This is a genomic window from Streptomyces sp. NPDC086147 (assembly GCF_040702165.1).
In the GTDB taxonomy this organism is placed as follows: Bacteria; Actinomycetota; Actinomycetes; order Streptomycetales; family Streptomycetaceae; genus Streptomyces.
Map to the genome: position 1 here is coordinate 185,182 of NZ_JBFBJO010000009.1, position 17,207 is coordinate 202,388.

The following is a 17,207-nucleotide window of genomic DNA, read 5'->3' on the forward strand; positions in this document are numbered from 1 at the left end:
GTTAAGCAAGCATCAAGTGACATGCGGCGACGGCCTGGAGATCCCCTTGAACGATCCGCAGGATCACCCCGATCCGTACGAGACGACCGAGGCGCACGTCGAACGGCTCCTCGGCCGGGCGCTCAACTCCTTCGACCTGCCCGACTCGACCGTCGAGCGCCTCTCCACGGCGCTCGCCCACTCCAGCGCGCCGCACTCCTCGCACCACAGCGCGTCGCTGCACCGCACGACCCACCGCCACGCCTATCTGCTCGCCGACGGCGGCGTCCTCAGCCTGTGGGAGCTGGTGCACAACGCCGGCCGGGACGGCACCGAACAGCACGAGCTGTACGCGGAGGAGGCGGAGGCCCGGCTCGCCGCCTCCCGCCTGCCCTCCGGACCGCCGACGCACCGGTCGGCCGAGCGCCCCGACGGGCGCGTCCTCGACGAGGACGACGACTTCGAGCCGCTGAGCACCCTGTTCGCCCGCCCGATACCCGCCCGGCCCCGGATGTACGTGCCGGACGACTCCGCCGACCACGCGCGCCGCGTCCTGCGCCGCGCGGAGAACGCGGACCGGCCGGGCGAGGCGACGGCCCGCCGCCTCCGGTCGGCCTTCGCGCACCACATCACGCAGGCCTTCGGACGCCGCTGCCCCGTGGCGGGCGGCCGGGACGCCGGATTCACCCTCTACGAGCACCAGTTCCTGCTGCTCGACGGCAGCGAGGTCAGCCTCTGGGAGGTCGAGCACACGGCGACCCCCGACGGGCGCCACATGTGCGAGGTGTACGAGGACGAGGACACGGCCCGCGGGGCGATGGAGTCCCGCGCCCGGGTGCGCTGAGCCCCGCCCGTACGCCCGTGCCCGGGTGAGCCCCCGGCCCGTACGCACGCGCACGCCGAAGGGCCCTCGCCCCGGGACGTTCTCCCGGGGCGAGGGCCCTTCGGCGGGGCCGCGCTCAGTGGGTGAGCGCCGGCTCCTTGCCGACCCCGGCCTCCGGGGCGGTCTCGTCGTCGCCGCCGCCCTCCAGGTGCTGCTTCGGCTTGGCGGGCAGCGCGAACATCACCAGGAAGATCACGGCGAGCACGCCCGCGACCCAGCCCATCGAGTTCTGGAAGGCGTCCGTGAACGCCGCGCCCGCCTCCGCCGGGGCCTTCCTGAGGCGGTCGTCGTCGATCACGCCGAAGAAGACGACCGACACGAGGCCGAGGCCGAGCGCGTTGCCCATCTGCGTGGTGGTGTTGATCAGGCCGGAGGCCGAACCGGCGTGCTCGCGCGGCACCTCGGAGAGGACCGCGTCCGTCAGCGGCGCCACGATCAGGCCCATGCCGAGGCCCATGACGACCAGCGGCGGGATCATCTGCCAGGACGCGATCCCCGTCCCGTACCGGCCCGCCTCGAAGAGGTAGAGCAGGACGCCCGCCGTCATCGTCAGGGCGCCCGCCTGGAGCACCTTGCGGCCGAAGCGGGGCACCAGCTTCTGCACCGAGAGGCCGGCGGCCACCGAGACCGCGATCGAGAACGGCACCCCGGTGAGGCCCGCCCGCAGCGGGGTCCAGCCGAGCCCGATCTGCATGTAGAGCGTCCAGACCAGGAAGAAGATGCCCATCACGACGCCGAAGGTGAGCTGGACGGCGATGCCGGCCGCGAAGCTCTTCACCTTGAACAGCGACAGCTCGACGAGCGGCGAACCGTCCTTGCGCGCCTTGTACCTCTCGTACGCGACGAGGACGCCGAAGACGGGCAGGCTGCCGGCCATCATCAGGTGGCCCCACAGCGGCCAGTCCAGCTCGCGGCCGCGCGTCAGCGGGTAGATCAGCATGAGCAGCGCGGTCGTCACCAGGAGCACGCCGACCAGGTCGAGGCGGAGCGCCTTCGGCGCCTTGGACTCGGTGATGAACTTCCGGCCCAGGAGCAGGCCCGCGATGCCGACCGGCAGGTTGATGAGGAAGATCGGGCGCCACTCCAGGCCCGCGATGTTCCACTGGGTGAGCAGCGCGCCGAGCAGCGGCCCGGAGACCGCGCCCAGGCCGACGATCGCGCCGAACAGGCCGAAGACCTTGCCGCGCTCGTGGGCCGGGAAGGTGGCGTGGACGATCGACAGGACCTGCGGCACCATCATCGCGGCGGCCACGCCCTGGAGGAGGCGGGAGGCGATCAGCATCTCCTGGTTGGCCGCGAACCCGCAGAGCGCCGAGGCGAGCGTGAAGCCGGCGGTGCCGAGGAGGAAGAGCCGCTTGCGGCCGTAGATGTCGCCGAGCCGCCCGCCGGTGATCAGACCGGCGGCGAACGCGAGCGCGTACCCGGCGGTGATCCACTGGATGGCGCCGATGGTGGCGCCGAGGTCCCGCTCGATGCTGGGGATCGCGATGTTGACGATCGTGGCGTCGACCAGGTCCATGAAGGCGGCGGTCATGACGATGGCGAGGGCGATCCAGCGCCGCTTGTCGCCGGAGTCGGTGCCGGGCCCGGCCGGGTTCGCCGCGTCCGTGACGGCGTCGTGTGAACTCATACGAAGAAAGATAGGAGTCATATAGGTCAGGTCGTGTCCTAGATCGGCCGCATCCTGGACGGCATGACGGACACTCCGGCACGACTCCTGCATCTGCTCTCGCTCCTCCAGACCCCGCGCGAGTGGCCCGGAAGCGAGCTCGCCGAACGCCTCTCGGTCTCTCCGCGCACCATCCGCCGGGACGTGGACCGGCTCCGCGACCTCGGCTATCCGGTCGAGGCGACCCTGGGCGCGGTGGGCGGCTACCGCCTGGTCGCCGGCACGGCCATGCCGCCGCTGCTCCTCGACGACGAGGAGGCCGTCGCCATCGCCGTCGGCCTGCGCGCCGGGGCCGGGCACGCCATCGAGGGCGTCGAGGAGGCCTCCGTACGGGCCCTGGCCAAGCTGGAGCAGGTGCTGCCCGCCCGGCTCCGGCACCGGGTCTCCACCCTCCAGAACGCGACGATCCCGCTGACCAGGGGCGACGGCGCCACGGTCGCGCCCGCCACCCTGACCGCGCTCGCGGGCACGGTCACCGGCCGGGAGAAGCTGCGCTTCGGCTACCGGGCGGGCGACGGCGCCGAGACGAAGCGCCTGGTCGAGCCCTACCGGCTGGTCTCCACCGGATACCGCTGGTATCTCGTCGCCTACGACCTGGGGCGCGAGGACTGGCGCACCTTCCGGGTCGACCGGGTGAGCGACCCGCTGGCCACCGGGGCCCGCTTCACCCCGCGCGAGCTGCCGGCGGGCGACGCGGCGCAGATGCTCAACCGCTCGATGGCCCGGTCGCAGCCGGAGCTGGACCTGGACGTCTCCTTCGAGGCCCCGGCCGACTTCGTGACGGCCCGCCTCCCGTCCCATCTGGTCCCCGCCGCGACGGGCCCCGCCTCCTGCCGGCTGCGCGCCCGCGCCGCCGACTCGGTCGAGTGGCTGGCCCTCCGCCTGGCCCTGGTCGACGCCCCCTTCACGATCCACGGCCCGGAGCCGCTGCGGGCGTACGTCGAGGGCCTGGCGGGGCGCCTGACGGCGTCGGTCCCGGCACGGGGGTAGGAAACGCAGCCGGGGCCCGGGGACGGTGATCGTCCCTGGGCCCCGGGCGGGTGCGGCAGGCCGCCGGAAAAGTCCTAGGCCACCGCGTCGAAGCCCGTGTCGCGGGCCATCTTCTTCAGCTCCAGGAGCGCGTGCTTCTCGATCTGGCGGATCCGCTCGCGGGTGAGGCCGTGCTCCTTGCCGACCTCGGTCAGCGTCCGCTCGCGCCCGTCCTCGATGCCGTACCGCATGCGGATGATCGAGGCCGTCCGGTGGTCCAGCTTGTCGATGAGGTCGTCGAGCTCCTCGCTGCGCAGCAGCGTGAGCACCGACTGCTCCGGCGAGACCGCCGAGGTGTCCTCGAGCAGGTCGCCGAACTGGGTCTCGCCCTCGTCGTCCACCGACATGTTCAGCGAGACGGGGTCCCGCGCCCAGTCCATGACGTCGACGACCCGCTCCGGCGTCGAGCCGAGCTCGGCGGCGATCTCCGCGGGCTCGGGCTCGCGCCCGTGCTCCCGGTTGAACTCGCGCTGCACGCGCCGGATCCGGCCGAGCTCCTCCACCAGGTGGACGGGGAGCCGGATGGTGCGGGACTGGTCGGCGATGGAGCGGGTGATGGCCTGCCGGATCCACCACGTGGCGTACGTGGAGAACTTGAAGCCCTTCGCGTAGTCGAACTTCTCGACCGCGCGCACCAGGCCCGCGTTCCCCTCCTGGATCAGGTCGAGCAGGGGGAGCCCGCTGCGCGGATAGCGCCGGGCGACGGCTACCACGAGCCGCAGGTTGGACTTGATGAAGAGGTCCTTGGCACGCTCGCCCTCGGCGACCAGCGCCTCGAGCTCCTCGCGGGAAGCGCCGCCCGCCTCGCTCCGCACCTCGTCGTCGAGGATCTGCTGGGCGTACACCCCGGCCTCGATGGTCTGGGAGAGCTCGACCTCCTTGGCGGCGTCGAGCAGGGGCGTACGCGCGATCTCGTCGAGGTACATGCCGACCAGGTCGCGGTCGGCGATCTCCCCGCCCACGGCGCGAACGCTGCTTGCCCGGCCGGCCCCGCTCTGGGCGGAGGTCTGACGGCGGGCGACGGCACGGGTTGCCATGCGTACTCCCTTGCTGAGTAGGTCGCGACACCCTTTCGGGTGCCCTGCATCCGACGGAAACAACGACTGGAATCAGGACAGAATTCCCACCCGTCGCATGGATTTTCGCGATCATGCAGTATCCTGCGCGGCTTCTGCCCCTGTAGGCATGCCGCCGGAACCCACGGAGGCGCAGGTCAGACCGGGCACGGAGGGTGGTGCGGCGCCCCTCGCGGGAGTCCTCGACCACACTGTCGGTGAGACCGCGATCACATGCGGCGCCACCCCTTCAGACGCGGGACGGGGAGGAGCGGTTGCCTGCGCGGGGGCGGGGAGCGGGAGGGCGGGGAGCGGGGTCCATCCGGCCACGATCCGGTCTGCCCGGTCCGGTCCTGCCCGGTCCGGGAGGGCGGGACCTAGGTCCCGGCGACCCCCCGTCCTAGGTCCCCGGCCCGTTCCGGCGCGCTCCTCCCCCGGCCTACCGTCGGCCCATGACCGACACCACCGGCACCCTGGACGAGGCCCTCGAACGGCTCCACACCAGCGGACCCGAGCGCAAGGGCTGGCTGACCAACCACGCCCCGATGGCCGTCGAGGCGCTGGTCCGCCACGGGCAGGCCGCCACCGTGCACCGCTGGCTGGACCACTACGCGGACAAGCTGGAGGAGCTGCCGCCCCCGCACGCCCCCGTCACGGCGAACGGCTGGCGCGAGGCGCTCGGCGACCCGGCCCGGATCACGGACTGGACCCGCTTCTTCGCCCGGGAGCTGGCCGAGCACCCGTGGCGGGCGGTCCTCGCCGCGTGGTGGCCCCGGCTGCTCCCGGGGATCGCCGCCGGGGCGACTCATCCGGTGATCCGCACGGGCCACGCCGTACGGACCCTCCTGGCGTCTCCCGAGGGCGCGACGGCCCCGCGCCTGGCCGAGCTGGCGCACGCCCTCGGCTACTGGGCGGCCCGCCACCAGCCGCTCCCGCCACTCGCCCCGCTGGCCGCCGCGCCGACGGCGGCGGCCGCGCTGGACGCCGTACCCCTGGTTCCGGAGCAGGACGGCGGGATCCGGCACCGGCTGGCGCAGCTCACGGCGTTCCCCGTGTGGGGCGCGGCGCCGGACCCGGAGACGGCGAAGGCGCGGCTCGTGGAGCTGGTCGCGGCGGCGACGCACCGGTACGCGACCCACGGGCACGGCGAGCCGGTCATGCTGGTGCACGCGGCGACCGCGCCGAACGCGGTCCTGCGCGCCCTGCCCGCGCTCCCCCGCGAGCTGTGGGCGCCGAGCCTGTCGGCGGCCTGGGCGGCGTCGGCCGCGGTGACCGCCGCGTACGCCCCGGCGGAACCCGCCCCGTACGCGGAGACTCCGGGGACGACCCCCGAGGAGGTCTTCGAGCGGGCGGCGGCGCACGGCGACGACCACACGATCAAGTTCACGGACACGGCGCTCGACGTGGGCGGTCCGCTCGCGCTCGCCGCCGCCGTCCGCTCGGTCGAGCTGAACGCGCCCGTCTTCCGGTGAGGCCGCCCGAGCGTCTACCCGGACCGCCCGAGCACCTACCCGAACTGCACCGACCGCTTGGCGAGGCCCATCCAGAAGCCGTCGATCACCGACCGCTCCGCGTCGAGGTCCCCGGCCGCGTCCGCCGCGCCCATGGTGACGAAGAGGGGGGCGAAGTGCTCGGTTCGGGGGTGGGCGAGGCGTCCGGCGGGCGACTTGCGCGCGAAGTCGAGGAGCGCGTCGACGTCCCGCGCGGCGAGGGCCTCGTGGCCCCAGGCGTCGAACTCGGCGGACCAGCCGGGCACCCCGCCCCCGGGGTGCCGGAGCGCGGCCAGGTTGTGGGTGAAGAAGCCGCTGCCCACGATCAGGACGCCCTCGTCGCGCAGCGGGGCGAGCCGGCGTCCGACGTCCATGAGCCGGCGCGGGTCGAGGGTGGGCAGGGAGATCTGGAGCACGGGGACGTCGGCGTCCGGGAACATCTCGACGAGCGGCACGTACGCGCCGTGGTCGAGCCCCCGGTCGGGGATGTCCTGCACGGGCGTGCCGGGCGCGCGGAGCAGCTTGCGGACGCCCTCGGCGAGCGCGGGCGCGCCGGGGGCCGCGTACGCGACCCGGTAGTAGCGCTCGGGGAAGCCCCAGAAGTCGTACACGAGGGGCACGGTCTCGGTGGCGCCGAGCGCGAGCGGGGCCTCCTCCCAGTGCGCGGAGACCATCAGGATCGCCTTCGGGCGCGGCAGCTCCGCGGACCAGGCGGCCAGCTCACCGGGCCAGACGGGGTCGTCGGCGAGCGGCGGGGCGCCGTGGGACAGGTAGAGGGCGGGCATCCGCTCCGGCCCGGCGTGCGTGCGTTCCGGCGTGACCTGCATGGCGTCCACCTCGACCTTCCGTCGCTCCCGAAGCTTTCCTTGAAACTTCAAGCTTCTCGGTACGCACCCTAACCCGATTTAGTTCAATATTCAAGAATGAGTCGTACGATGGGACCCATGGGAGACATGACCGAACCCCGCTGGCTCACCGACGAGGAGCACCACGTCTGGCGCGCCTACCTCCACGCCACCACGCTCCTGGAGGACCACCTCGACCGCCAGTTGCAGCGCGACGCCGGGATGCCGCACATCTACTACGGCCTGCTCGTTCAGCTCTCCCAGGCGCCCCGCCGCCGCATGCGGATGACCGAACTGGCCAAGGACGCCAAGATCACCCGCTCCCGGCTCTCCCACGCCGTGGCCCGCCTGGAGAAGAACGGCTGGGTGCGGCGCGAGAACTGTCCCTCCGACAAGCGCGGCCAGTTCGCCCGGCTCACGGACGAGGGCATGGAGGTCCTGCGGAAGAACGCGCCCGGCCACGTGGCCGCCGTGCGCCAGGCCCTGTTCGACCGGCTCTCGGCGGACCAGGTGAAGCAGCTCGGCGAGATCATGCGGGTGATGGCGGAGGGCCTCGAACCGGCGGGCCCGGACGCGGACCTGCCCTGGCTCCGCTGAGTACACGCGTACGCCCCTGCCCCGGCTCCGCCGCGCACACGAGTACGCGGGGCCGGGGCAGGGGCGCGGGGGGCTGTGGCGGTCAGTGCGCGACGACCGGGATCCTCACCTCGTCGTCCGCGTCCGTGCCGGACCCGGCGACCACGCCGCTCCCCGGCTTCCCGGTGTTGATGAGCGCGAAGGCGATCGCGGCCGAGACGGCCAGGATGCCGACCGCCCACCAGATGGCCGCCGCGTACCCCTCGACCATGCCCTGGAGCTGGAGCAGCTTCTGGGCGGCCGGGGTGGTGGCGCCGGCCGCGTGGTCGGTCAGGTAGGCGGTGGTGGCCGAGGCGGCGATCGTGTTCAGCAGGGCGGTGCCGATGGCGCCGCCGACCTGCTGCGAGGTGTTGACCATCGCGGAGGCCACGCCGGCGTCCCGCGGGTCCACGCCGAGCGTCGCGAGCGACATCGCCGGCATGAACGCCGTGCCCATGCCCAGGCCGAGCAGCAGCTGCGCGGGCAGGATCAGACCGGCGTACGAGGTGCCGATCTCCAGCTGGGTGAGGAGCAGCATGCCGACGGCGGCGGTCAGGAAGCCCGGGGCCATCAGCAGGCGCGGCGGGACGCGGGTCATCAGGCGGGTGCCGATCTGGGTCGAGCCCACGATCATGCCCGCGATCATCGGCAGGAACGCGAAGCCCGTCCTGACCGGCGAGTACCCCTTCACGATCTGGAGGTAGTACGTCAGGAAGAGGAACAGGCCGAACATCGCGATGACGGCGAGGCCGAGCGACAGGTAGACGCCGCCGCGGTTGCGGTCGGTCAGGACCCGCAGCGGGAGCAGCGGGGACTTCACGCGCGCCTCGGTGAGCACGAAGGCCAGGAGCAGCACGGCGGAGCCGACGAAGAGGCCGACGGTGCCGGCGTCGCTCCAGCCCTCGGACTCGGCGCGGGTGAAGCCGTACACGAGGGCGACCAGGCCCAGGGTGGACAGGATGACGCCGGGGACGTCGAGCGGGGAGCGGTTGCGGCCGCCCGCCGGCTCGCGGACGACGAGGTACGCGCCGATGGCGGCGGCCACGGCGAACGGGATGTTGACGAAGAAGGTCCAGCGCCAGTTCAGGTACTCGGTGAGGAAGCCGCCGAGGATCAGGCCCACGGCGCCGCCGCCGCCCGCGATCGCGCCGTAGATGCCGAAGGCCTTGGCGCGCTCCTTGGCGTCGGTGAAGGTCACGGCGAGCAGCGAGAGCGCGGCGGGCGCGAGGAGCGCGCCGAAGGCGCCCTGGAGCGCGCGGGCGCCGAGCATCGTGGCCTCGCCGGTCGCGGCCCCGCCGAGGGCGGAGGCGGCGGCGAAGCCGGCCAGGCCGACGATGAAGGTGCGCTTGCGGCCCCACAGGTCGGCGATCCGGCCGCCGAAGAGGAGCAGTCCGCCGAACGCGAGGGCGTAGGCGGTGATGACCCACTGCCGGTTGCCGTCCGAGATCCCCAGGTCCTGCTGGGCGGAGGGCAGCGCGATGTTCACGATCGTCGCGTCGAGGACGACCATCAGCTGGGCGAGGGCGATGAAGACGAGCGCCTTCCAGCGCCCGGGATCGGGCGCGAGCGCGGCGCTCACGGGGTTGCCGGCGATTTTGGACATGGGTGGGGCCACCTCTTGGTGCGTACTGGCGAAAAAGGGACGTGAGAAAGGGGTGGGCGCTCGGGAGGAGGGCGCCTTGCCGACAGGCCTACGGAAGGGTCACGACGGGCAGGAGTCGCGTCTCAGGTCCTCCAGGGTGGCGGCCGTCCCGGGCAGCTCGGAGCGCGCGGGCGCCTCCAGGCCGTCGAGGAACAGCTGCAGATGACGGCGTACGAACGGGGCGAAGGCGGCGCAGGCGGTGCCCGGCAGCGGACGGGTGAGCTGGGAGACCGCCACCATCAGGTCGCCGACGCCGACGTCGGCGCGGAGCCGGCCGGCCCGCTGCGCCCGGTCGACGATCCCCTGGACGACCTGTTCGAGGCGGTCACGTTCGGCCACCAGGTCGGGATGGTCCTGGTCGAAGGCGCCGTCGAGCATCGGGCAGAGGGCGCCGACGCGCTCGTCGGCGGCGCCGAGGGTGAAGCGCCGCAGCGCCTCGAAGGTGTCGTCCTCCTCCTCGGCGGCCCGTTCGGCGAGTTCGGTGACGCGGGCCATGAGGGAGAGGACGACCTCGCGGACGAGGTCGGCGCGCTCGGGGAAGTTCCGGTAGAGCGTGGCGTTCCCGACGCCGGCGCGGCGCGCGATCTCGTCGTACGGCACCTGGGAGCCGAACTCGACGAACATCTCGCGGGCCGCCGTCACGATCCGCTCGCGGTTGCGCAGGGCGTCGGCCCGCGGCCGGGGTGCGCGGCGGGCGGGCACGGCGGTGTCGGCGTTGCCGGTCACGTCGGTCCTCCTCGGAGATCACGGTCGTTGTCACGGGGTCGTCGTCAAGGGGCCGCCGGGCCGCTGGGTCGCAGCCGCTCCGACGGGTCGAGCACGTCCACGGAAGGCCGTGCCCGGGGGATCCGGACCGGGAGTGACCCGTATCCGGGGCCCGTACCCGGGAGATCCGGACCCGGGACCCGTATCCGGGACTCGTATCCGGGGAAAGGTTCCCCACTTCTCTCGACACAGGCGTAAACGGGGACGGGCTCCCCGGTTATTTCCGGCCACTCCTGTGACCCCGGTCACACAATCCTCGTTTCACGGAGTACCCACGATCGGGCCACCCGGCGCGCGCGCCCGGACCGCCCGTCACAGGCTGATCGCACAGCGCGGATCCCGCCCGCACGCGGAAGGGGATCCGCCCGCCGACCTGCCCCCACCGGAGAGGCGACGCATGCAGCACCCCCGCCGACGGATACGCAGACCCGTCGCCCTGGCGGCGACCACGACGCTCTCCCTCACCCTGCTCGCCTCCGCGAGCACCACGCTCCCCCGGCCCGTTCCGGCCTCGGCCGGCCCCGTCGCCGCCGCGCCGAACAGCGCCCAGCTCGCGCCGTGCCGCATCGCCACGACGATGGGCGTGCAGATGTCGGAGGGGCTGCCCACCGCCCCCGGGTACGTGCGCTCCACGGGCCTCGTCAGGGCCCTCACCCTGATGATCGACTTCCCGGACGCCGTCGGCGACGGCACGGCGGCCGGCCGCTTCCGCGAGTTCTTCCCGCAGACCTCCGACTGGTTCCGCGTCAGCTCGTACGGCCGGCTGCACTACCGCGCCGAGGCCCCGATCCCCGACTGGCTGCGGATGCCCCGGGCGTTCTCCGCGTACGGGATCGAGCGCGGCTCCCCGTACGAGCCGGGCTACCGCTCCCTCGTCGAGGACATCGTGAAGGCGGCCGACCAGCGGGTGGACTTCAGCGCGTACGACCTGGTCAACGTCCTGGTGACGCCGAACGCCGGCCCCTCGGCCCTCGACACCGTCCTGTCCGTGACCTTCTCCGGCAACGACGACGCCCCGTACGCCGACGGCGTGCCGCTCGCCAACACGTCCTTCGTCTACAGCCGCCAGGACGACGGCTCCGGCAGCTTCGCGGAGACCGGCTACCGGGTCCTGCCGCACGAGAACGGGCACGTCTTCGGCCTGCCCGACCTCTACACCGCCGACGGCGGCGGCTCCGTCGGGCACTGGGACATCATGTCCGAGGACTGGGGGGCCAACAACGACCTGCTCGGCTGGCACAAGTGGAAGCTGGGCTGGCTCGACAACGAGCAGGTCAGCTGCGCCTCGGGCACCGGCACCACCGAGTACGACCTCACCCCGCTCGCGGAGCCCGGCGGCCCCAAGCTCGCCTTCGTCCCGCTCTCCGGCACCTCCGGGTACGCGATCGAGGTCCGCGGCCAGGGCGGCAACGACGAGGCCGTGTGCGAGCAGGGCGTCCTCGTCTACCGGGTCGAGTCCGACGTCGACACCGGCCACGGCCCGGTGACCGTCGCCGACAGCGAGCGGGCGAGCGGCGGCTGCACGCGCCGCGCCAACGTCCACGCGGAGCTGTCGGACGCGCCGTACGGGCCGGGCGAGAGCTTCACCGACCGCGCGAACGGCATCCGGATCACGGTCCTGGACGAGGGCCGGGACGGCGCCTACCGGGTCCGCGTCACCCGGAACTGAGCGCCTGCCGGGTCCGCGTCACCCGGAACTGAGCGCCTGCCGGGTCCGCGTCACCCGGAACTGAGCGCCTGCCAGATCCGTGTCACCCGGCACCGAGCGCCTACCGGATCCGCGTCACCCGGAACCGAGCGCCTACCGGATCCGCGTCACCCGGAACCGAGCGCCTACCCGCTTCCGAACAGCCCCCGCAGCTCCCGCTTGAGGATCTTCCCGGTCGGATTCCGGGGCAGCTCCTCCTCCCGTATGAGGACACGGGCGGGCACCTTGAAGGCGGCGAGACGCCCGCCGACGTGCGCCCGGAGCGCCGCCGCGTCCGGCGCGGACCCCGGCCGCCGCCGCACGACGGCCACCACCTCCTCGCCGAGGAGCGGATGGGGGACGCCGAGGACGGCGGCGTCGAGGACGTCCGGGTGCGCGTGCAGGGCGGCCTCGACCTCGACGCAGTACACGTTCTCGCCGCCGCGGATCACCATGTCGGTGAGCCGGTCGACGACCGAGACCCGCCCGTCCGCGTCCACGCGCGCGAGGTCCCCGGTCCGGAACCAGCCGTCGTCGGTGAAGGCGGCACGGGTGGCCTCCTCGTCCCCCCAGTACCCCCGGACCAGGGACTGCCCGCGCAGCCACAGCTCCCCCACGCCCTCCGCGCCGGGCCGGTCGATCCGCACCTCGGTGACGGGCGAGGGCCGGCCGGCGCTGCCGGGGTGGGCGCGGTACTCGGCGCCGAAGTTCGCCAGGACCCCGCCGCAGGTCTCGGTGAGCCCGTAGCCGTTGCGGGGCTCGACGCGCTCCCCGTACGCCTCGGTGAGCCCGGCGACGATCCCGGGCGGGGCGGGGGCGCCTCCCGTGCTGAGCAGGGTGAGGCTCTCCAGCGGGTCGCCGTCGCTCCGGGCGCGTTCGAGGAGCTGGAGCGCGGTGGTGGGCACCCCGGCGTAGTGGGTGACGCGGTGCTCCCGGATCAGCCGGAGTGCCTCCCCGGCGTCCCACCTCCGCAGGGTCACGAGGGTCCCGCCGGCCGCGATCACTCCGTAGAAGGAGGTGAAGGCGGCGACGTGGAAGAAGGGGAACGTGGTCAGCGACACGGGCGCCGGCCCGGTCCCGGGGACGTCCCCGCGCGCGAGGGCCGCGGCGGCGGCGAAGTACCGGGGGTTCATGGCGGCCCCGGCCTGCGCGAGGTGGGTGGCGACGGCGCCCTTGGGGCGGCCGGTGGTGCCGGAGGTGTAGACGACGGTCGCGTCGTGCTCGGGGAGCACGTCGACGGGTGGCGGCCCGAGGTACGGGTCGCGGTCGGGCACGTACGCGTCGAACCCCTCCTCGTCCTCCCCCCGGAAGACGATCCCGGGCACCTTCCGCTCCCGGGCCCACGCCCGCACCCGCCCGACCCGCTCCCCGTCGACGAGCAGCGCGCGGGGCGCGCAGTCGTCGAGCGCGTACGCGAACTCGCCCTCGGTCCACCAGGCGTTGAGCGGTACGGCGACGAGCCCGGCGAGCTGGGCGGCCCAGAAGGCGACCTGCCACTCGGGCAGGTTCCGCATGGCGACGACGACCCGGTCGCCGGGCACGAGCCCGTACTCCCCGAGGAGCCGCCGGGCGAGCCCGCAGGCCTCGTCGAAGAACTCCCGGTAGGTCGTCCGGACACCCTCGTGCACGAGGAACACCCGGTCCCCGTAGCCCCAGGCCGGCTCCACGAACTCCCGCAGGGTCCGCGGCCCGTGCGCGTACGTCCCGCCCTCGACGGCGAAGGGCGCCCCGTCGGCCGTCAGCCTCCCGACCCCACCGGCCACCGGGCCACCTCCACGCGCTCGCTCCGCCGGACGGCCGGCGCCGGGCGGCCCCGGTCCGGGAGGTCAGACGCTAGGCGGACCCGGTTCGGGAGGTCAACCGAGGGCGGACGGGACGTCGAGCACGACGCCGGGCGGGACGAGGCCGGTCACGTACCGCCGGAGGCGCTCCTCCTCGTCCTCGTCCTCCGCCAGGAGGACCGACACCAGCACGACAAGGAAGTTCACGGGCACGCTCTCGACCTACGGAAAGAACGCGAACAGGGCGTCCCCCGGCAGGATCACGCACCCGAACCCGCACACCCCCGGCAGCCCACCCCCACCGGAAACCCCAGGTGACACCCCTTCCCCCCACGCCCGCACGAACGGGGGCGACCTCCACGACCCCCATCCGCTACGCTGTCAGCGGTCGGTCGACCTCCGGGCCCATCCCCGGAAGGCACGACGGATCCCCGCCTTCGTAGCTCAGGGGATAGAGCACCGCTCTCCTAAAGCGGGTGTCGCAGGTTCGAATCCTGCCGGGGGCACCAGTTCAGAAGGGGCCACCTCCGGATTTTCGGAGGTGGCCCCTTCGAGGTCATGCGGACGAGGCAGCGATCGGACCGGGAGCGAAGTCCTGCCCCGCCCCGCCTCGCGGCCCGCTCGTCGAAGACCCCCGCCCCTCGTGGACGGGGGTCCTCCGCACAACCGGCCTCAAGCCGTCCCCGACCCCTCCCCCGTCAGCTGCTCCGAGAGCTCCCGTTCGCTCTCCTCCGAGAGGGAGGTCTTCAGTACGGTGCCGCCGAAGGGCTCCATCGCTGCGGCGAAGCGGTCCTCCGTGATCTTGGAGGCCATGATCACGACGGCGGCCGAACCCGGGGCGAGGAGGTCGCTGACCTTCTGGCGGAAGCCGCGATCGACGCCCATCTGGTTCAGCTTGCCGATGAGGCCGCCGAGGGCCGCGCCCACCACCCCGATGCCGGGGGTCAGGACGATCATGCCGAAGACCAGGCCCCAGAGCGCCCCGGCCGTGGCCGAGAGGGCGATCTCCTCGGTCTTCGCCGGGGTGTCCACATGGGTCTCGCCGTCCTGGTCGACCCGGACGACGGCGAGGCCGTTCAGCTCGACGACGTGGTCGTCGCGGAGCTGCTGGACCGCCTTGAAGGCCTCGCGGGCCACGGCGTGGTCCTCGTAGCCGATGACGATGAGTTCGGACATGCGGGTCTCCTCCGTACGAGGGGCGGTGGTGGCTCAGTACCTCTGCGCCTTGGTGAGCCTCGGCGTCAGCACCGGTTCGGCCGGCTGCCTGCTGATGACCAGGGGCTGTTGCCGCTCGCCCGGCGCGAGGTCCTCGGCCCCGACGAACTGCGTCTCGACCACCTTCCCCGACGGGTCGAGGAAGTCGACCTGGGCCGCGTAGGAGGCCTCCTCGTCCGTCTTGTTGGTGATGGTGACGACCACGGTGAGCAGGTTGTTCGTCTCGGCCCTCGGCTTGCCCGTCATCGCGACCTCGCCGAGGGCGTTCCCCCGGCCCTGCACGCCCTTCAGCTCGTTCTCGGCCTGCTTGCGGGAGCGTTCCGTCTCGGCGCCGATCGACGACGCCCGTTCGGACTCCCGCGCGGACGCCGAGGCCGCCGCCGACGACGCCGACTCGCGCGCGGCGGAGGCCGCCGACTCCGCCGCCGAGGCGAGGGCGGAGGGGGCGCCGCCGGAGAACGAGGCCGTGTCGGGGGCCGTGGGCGCGTCGCTGAACGTCGGCGAACCCCCCTCGTCCCCGCCCGAGTCGCAGGAGACGAGACCGGCCGCGCCGAGCGCGGTGACGACGACGGCGACGGCGGCGCCCGCCGCCCGGGTGCGGAGCCGCCTTCCGGCGGTGGTGCGGGACGGTGGTGCGGTGTTCATGAGGCCTCCGGGGGTCAGTAGCGCAGTACGGCGGCGACGCGGGCGGAGTCGGCCAGGGAGTCGTCCCGGACGAACCGCACCTCCGCCCCGGTCTCCAGGGCCTGTTCGACGATCTCGTCCACGATGTCGTCGCGGGCGTCGAGGTCGGCGGCCTCCGCCGGTTCCAGGTGGTCGCCGTAGTCCCGTACGACCGTCCGGTAGTGCTCCTCGACGGCGAGCAGGTGGATCCGGCCCTCCTTCGCCGCCCGCCACACCTCGTCGAGGCCGCCGGCGTACTCCCGCCGGCCCCGGGCCGCGTCCAGCTCGGCCAGGACGGTGGTCGTCAGGGCCGCCTCGTGGGCCGCGATCAGCGGCTCCACCGCCTTCCGCACGGCCTCCGCGGGCCCGTGCCCCAGGCCGCCCTGCCGGACCGGGGTCGTCCCCTGCGGCAGGGCCCCGGTCTCCTCCAGGAGGGAGACGGCGGGCGCCTCGCCGACCACGTACAGCGGACGCGGCTCGGAGGCGAGGACGGTCCGCAGCGCCTGGTGCGCGTCGCGGAAGAAGGCGCGCGTGTCCTCGTCCTGGAAAGTGCTCGGCACGTCCCCGACGCGCTCCTCGCGCTCCACGTCCTGGGGCTCCAGGCTCCGCTCGAACGGGAAGCCGTCCCCGGTGTGCTCGACGGTCCGCTCCGGTCCGCCGCTCCACAGCGAGACCCGGTCGGCAGCCACGGTCAGCGCCCAGTACGGGCGTTCGGCGGCCTGCGCGGCGACGAGGTTGCGGGTGAGGAAGGTGTCCGCGAGGACCACCCGCTCCGGCACCTCCCGGGCCACCGTCCACACCTGGTGCTCGCCGGGCGCCACGAAGACCACCAGGCCGTCCTCCGCGTGCACGAGGTCGATCTCGGCGGCGGCCCGCTCCAGCTGGTCGAGGACGTCCGCGCGCCGCTCCCGCGTCACGGCCGGGTCCTCCTCCAGGGCCTTCCCGGCCCGCGCGAGGAGGTTGCGCAGCCGTACGGGGTCCTGGGAGCTGTCCGGTTCGCGGCGGTGCGTCGGCATCACGAGCGACACGGCGGGGTACGGGCGGGGCCGGCGCAGCTTGGCGAGCGCGTCGGCGCTGAGCGCGGGGTGCATGGGGGCGCCTTTCGAGTGGGGGGAGGGAGGGGGCCGTGGGGGTACGGGGCGGGGCCCCGCGCGCGTACGGGGCCGGGGTTACGGGACGGGGCCCGGGTCCCTGCGGGTCGCGGCGCGGCGGGGCCGGATCCCGGTCTACGGGGCCGCGTCGGGGGCGTGGACGGGGCCCGGGCCGTCCGGGCCGATCGGGCCCGTGAGCTGTTCGGACAGCTCCCGCTCGTCCTCGTCGCTGAGCGAGGTCTTCAGGAGCGTGCCGCCGTGCGGCTGCATCGCCGCCGTGAACTTGTCGTCCGTGATCTTCGAGGCCATGATCACGACCGCCGCCGAGCCCGGCTTCAGCAGATCGCCGACCTGCTCGCGGAAGCGGTCGTCGACGCCGGACTTGGCGAGCCTGCCGACCAGGCCGCCCAGGGCCGCGCCCGTCACGAGCCCGACGCCGGGCAGCAGGAACAGGATCCCGAAGATCGCTCCCCACAGGGCGCCCGTGGCGGCGGTGGAGGCGACGACGCGGCTGGAGGTGTCGACGTGGGTGCGGCCCTCGGCGTCGACCGAGACCGTCGCGAGCCCGTTCAGGCGCACGACGTGGTCCCGTTGCAGGTCCTGCACCGTGCCGAGGGCCCGCTCGGCCTCGGCGGGGCCGTCGTAGCCGATGACGATGAGCTCGGACATCCCTGTCCACCTCCAGAAGGCGCCGTGCGGGGCGCCACGGTCCACGCACCGACATCCTTGTCCGGGATGTCCGTTTCCGCGACTCGGTGGAGGCGGTCGGGGCCCTGGGGAGGCGCCCGGGGACGTGGC

General features: G+C 73.6%; 16 protein-coding genes and 1 tRNA gene. 6 read left to right on the plus strand and 11 right to left on the minus strand.

Translation table 11 applies throughout. The features are described 5' to 3' along the window. Nucleotides 1-46 precede the first annotated feature (46 nt). Nucleotides 47-823 carry a DUF6227 family protein gene (locus AB0398_RS21225; RefSeq protein WP_366377140.1) on the plus strand — a complete coding sequence of 259 codons (777 nt, stop codon included), beginning with the start codon at nucleotides 47-49 and terminating at the stop codon, nucleotides 821-823. Between the two features lie 115 nt (nucleotides 824-938). On the opposite strand, the gene AB0398_RS21230 is transcribed toward AB0398_RS21225, so the two are convergent. Beyond that, nucleotides 939-2,492 carry an MFS transporter gene (locus AB0398_RS21230; RefSeq protein WP_366377141.1) on the minus strand — a complete coding sequence of 518 codons (1,554 nt, stop codon included), beginning with the start codon at nucleotides 2,490-2,492 and terminating at the stop codon, nucleotides 939-941. Nucleotides 2,493-2,555: 63 nt separating this feature from the next. Between AB0398_RS21230 and AB0398_RS21235 the strand changes: the two genes are divergently transcribed. Beyond that, nucleotides 2,556-3,521 (plus strand): YafY family protein, encoded by a 966-nt coding sequence (locus AB0398_RS21235; protein ID WP_366377142.1) that lies wholly within the window; start codon nucleotides 2,556-2,558, stop codon nucleotides 3,519-3,521. A 74-nt stretch (nucleotides 3,522-3,595) separates the two neighbouring features. Here the strand turns inward: AB0398_RS21235 and AB0398_RS21240 are convergent, their stop codons facing one another. Beyond that, entirely contained in the window at nucleotides 3,596-4,597 is a 1,002-nt protein-coding gene (locus AB0398_RS21240) for a sigma-70 family RNA polymerase sigma factor (protein ID WP_366377143.1), read from the minus strand. Nucleotides 4,598-5,067: 470 nt separating this feature from the next. On the opposite strand from AB0398_RS21240, the gene AB0398_RS21245 reads away from it, so the two are divergent. After that, nucleotides 5,068-6,087 carry a questin oxidase family protein gene (locus tag AB0398_RS21245; RefSeq protein WP_366377144.1) on the plus strand — a complete coding sequence of 340 codons (1,020 nt, stop codon included), beginning with the start codon at nucleotides 5,068-5,070 and terminating at the stop codon, nucleotides 6,085-6,087. Nucleotides 6,088-6,122: 35 nt separating this feature from the next. Here the strand turns inward: AB0398_RS21245 and AB0398_RS21250 are convergent, their stop codons facing one another. Beyond that, nucleotides 6,123-6,932 carry a class III extradiol ring-cleavage dioxygenase gene (locus AB0398_RS21250; RefSeq protein WP_366377145.1) on the minus strand — a complete coding sequence of 270 codons (810 nt, stop codon included), beginning with the start codon at nucleotides 6,930-6,932 and terminating at the stop codon, nucleotides 6,123-6,125. A 108-nt stretch (nucleotides 6,933-7,040) separates the two neighbouring features. On the opposite strand from AB0398_RS21250, the gene AB0398_RS21255 reads away from it, so the two are divergent. Further along, complete coding sequence (locus AB0398_RS21255) at nucleotides 7,041-7,547, plus strand: MarR family transcriptional regulator (RefSeq protein WP_366377146.1); 507 nt, start codon at nucleotides 7,041-7,043, stop codon at nucleotides 7,545-7,547. A gap of 82 nt (nucleotides 7,548-7,629) precedes the next feature. On the opposite strand, the gene AB0398_RS21260 is transcribed toward AB0398_RS21255, so the two are convergent. Together AB0398_RS21260 and AB0398_RS21265 are read right to left on the minus strand one after the other, a co-directional pair. Next, entirely contained in the window at nucleotides 7,630-9,168 is a 1,539-nt protein-coding gene (locus tag AB0398_RS21260) for an MFS transporter (RefSeq protein ID WP_366377147.1), read from the minus strand. Between the two features lie 99 nt (nucleotides 9,169-9,267). Continuing rightward, on the minus strand, nucleotides 9,268-9,933 hold the full coding sequence (locus AB0398_RS21265; RefSeq protein ID WP_366377148.1) for a TetR/AcrR family transcriptional regulator: 666 nt from the start codon (nucleotides 9,931-9,933) through the stop codon (nucleotides 9,268-9,270). Nucleotides 9,934-10,369: 436 nt separating this feature from the next. Between AB0398_RS21265 and AB0398_RS21270 the strand changes: the two genes are divergently transcribed. Continuing rightward, complete coding sequence (locus AB0398_RS21270) at nucleotides 10,370-11,641, plus strand: M6 family metalloprotease domain-containing protein (protein WP_366377149.1); 1,272 nt, start codon at nucleotides 10,370-10,372, stop codon at nucleotides 11,639-11,641. A 164-nt stretch (nucleotides 11,642-11,805) separates the two neighbouring features. Here the strand turns inward: AB0398_RS21270 and AB0398_RS21275 are convergent, their stop codons facing one another. Next, nucleotides 11,806-13,422, minus strand: coding sequence for a class I adenylate-forming enzyme family protein (locus AB0398_RS21275; RefSeq protein ID WP_366377150.1), 1,617 nt, complete (start codon nucleotides 13,420-13,422; stop codon nucleotides 11,806-11,808). A gap of 93 nt (nucleotides 13,423-13,515) precedes the next feature. Continuing rightward, nucleotides 13,516-13,647 carry a hypothetical protein gene (locus AB0398_RS21280; RefSeq protein ID WP_366377151.1) on the minus strand — a complete coding sequence of 44 codons (132 nt, stop codon included), beginning with the start codon at nucleotides 13,645-13,647 and terminating at the stop codon, nucleotides 13,516-13,518. A gap of 226 nt (nucleotides 13,648-13,873) precedes the next feature. On the opposite strand from AB0398_RS21280, the gene AB0398_RS21285 reads away from it, so the two are divergent. Further along, nucleotides 13,874-13,949: transfer RNA gene (locus AB0398_RS21285), tRNA-Arg, on the plus strand. 163 nt (nucleotides 13,950-14,112) lie between these two features. Here the strand turns inward: AB0398_RS21285 and AB0398_RS21290 are convergent. The 4 genes from AB0398_RS21290 to AB0398_RS21305 form a co-directional block, all read right to left on the minus strand. Then, nucleotides 14,113-14,616 carry a DUF1269 domain-containing protein gene (locus tag AB0398_RS21290; protein WP_366377152.1) on the minus strand — a complete coding sequence of 168 codons (504 nt, stop codon included), beginning with the start codon at nucleotides 14,614-14,616 and terminating at the stop codon, nucleotides 14,113-14,115. A gap of 33 nt (nucleotides 14,617-14,649) precedes the next feature. Then, entirely contained in the window at nucleotides 14,650-15,300 is a 651-nt protein-coding gene (locus AB0398_RS21295) for an FxLYD domain-containing protein (protein WP_366377153.1), read from the minus strand. A 14-nt stretch (nucleotides 15,301-15,314) separates the two neighbouring features. Beyond that, nucleotides 15,315-16,409, minus strand: a complete 1,095-nt coding sequence (locus AB0398_RS21300; RefSeq protein ID WP_366377154.1) for a chemotaxis protein — start codon at nucleotides 16,407-16,409, stop codon at nucleotides 15,315-15,317. A gap of 135 nt (nucleotides 16,410-16,544) precedes the next feature. Further along, nucleotides 16,545-17,078 carry a DUF1269 domain-containing protein gene (locus tag AB0398_RS21305; RefSeq protein ID WP_366377155.1) on the minus strand — a complete coding sequence of 178 codons (534 nt, stop codon included), beginning with the start codon at nucleotides 17,076-17,078 and terminating at the stop codon, nucleotides 16,545-16,547. Nucleotides 17,079-17,207: the final 129 nt, after the last annotated feature.

Coding starts and splice junctions, on each gene's coding strand:
- AB0398_RS21230 (WP_366377141.1), bottom strand. CDS start 2,492: ATGAGTTCACACGACGCCGTCACGGACGCGGCGAACCCGGCCGGGCCC.
- AB0398_RS21235 (WP_366377142.1), top strand. CDS start 2,556: ATGACGGACACTCCGGCACGACTCCTGCATCTGCTCTCGCTCCTCCAG.
- AB0398_RS21240 (WP_366377143.1), bottom strand. CDS start 4,597: ATGGCAACCCGTGCCGTCGCCCGCCGTCAGACCTCCGCCCAGAGCGGG.
- AB0398_RS21245 (WP_366377144.1), top strand. CDS start 5,068: ATGACCGACACCACCGGCACCCTGGACGAGGCCCTCGAACGGCTCCAC.
- AB0398_RS21250 (WP_366377145.1), bottom strand. CDS start 6,932: ATGCAGGTCACGCCGGAACGCACGCACGCCGGGCCGGAGCGGATGCCC.
- AB0398_RS21255 (WP_366377146.1), top strand. CDS start 7,041: ATGGGACCCATGGGAGACATGACCGAACCCCGCTGGCTCACCGACGAG.
- AB0398_RS21260 (WP_366377147.1), bottom strand. CDS start 9,168: ATGTCCAAAATCGCCGGCAACCCCGTGAGCGCCGCGCTCGCGCCCGAT.
- AB0398_RS21270 (WP_366377149.1), top strand. CDS start 10,370: ATGCAGCACCCCCGCCGACGGATACGCAGACCCGTCGCCCTGGCGGCG.
- AB0398_RS21290 (WP_366377152.1), bottom strand. CDS start 14,616: ATGTCCGAACTCATCGTCATCGGCTACGAGGACCACGCCGTGGCCCGC.
- AB0398_RS21295 (WP_366377153.1), bottom strand. CDS start 15,300: ATGAACACCGCACCACCGTCCCGCACCACCGCCGGAAGGCGGCTCCGC.
- AB0398_RS21300 (WP_366377154.1), bottom strand. CDS start 16,409: ATGCACCCCGCGCTCAGCGCCGACGCGCTCGCCAAGCTGCGCCGGCCC.
- AB0398_RS21305 (WP_366377155.1), bottom strand. CDS start 17,078: ATGTCCGAGCTCATCGTCATCGGCTACGACGGCCCCGCCGAGGCCGAG.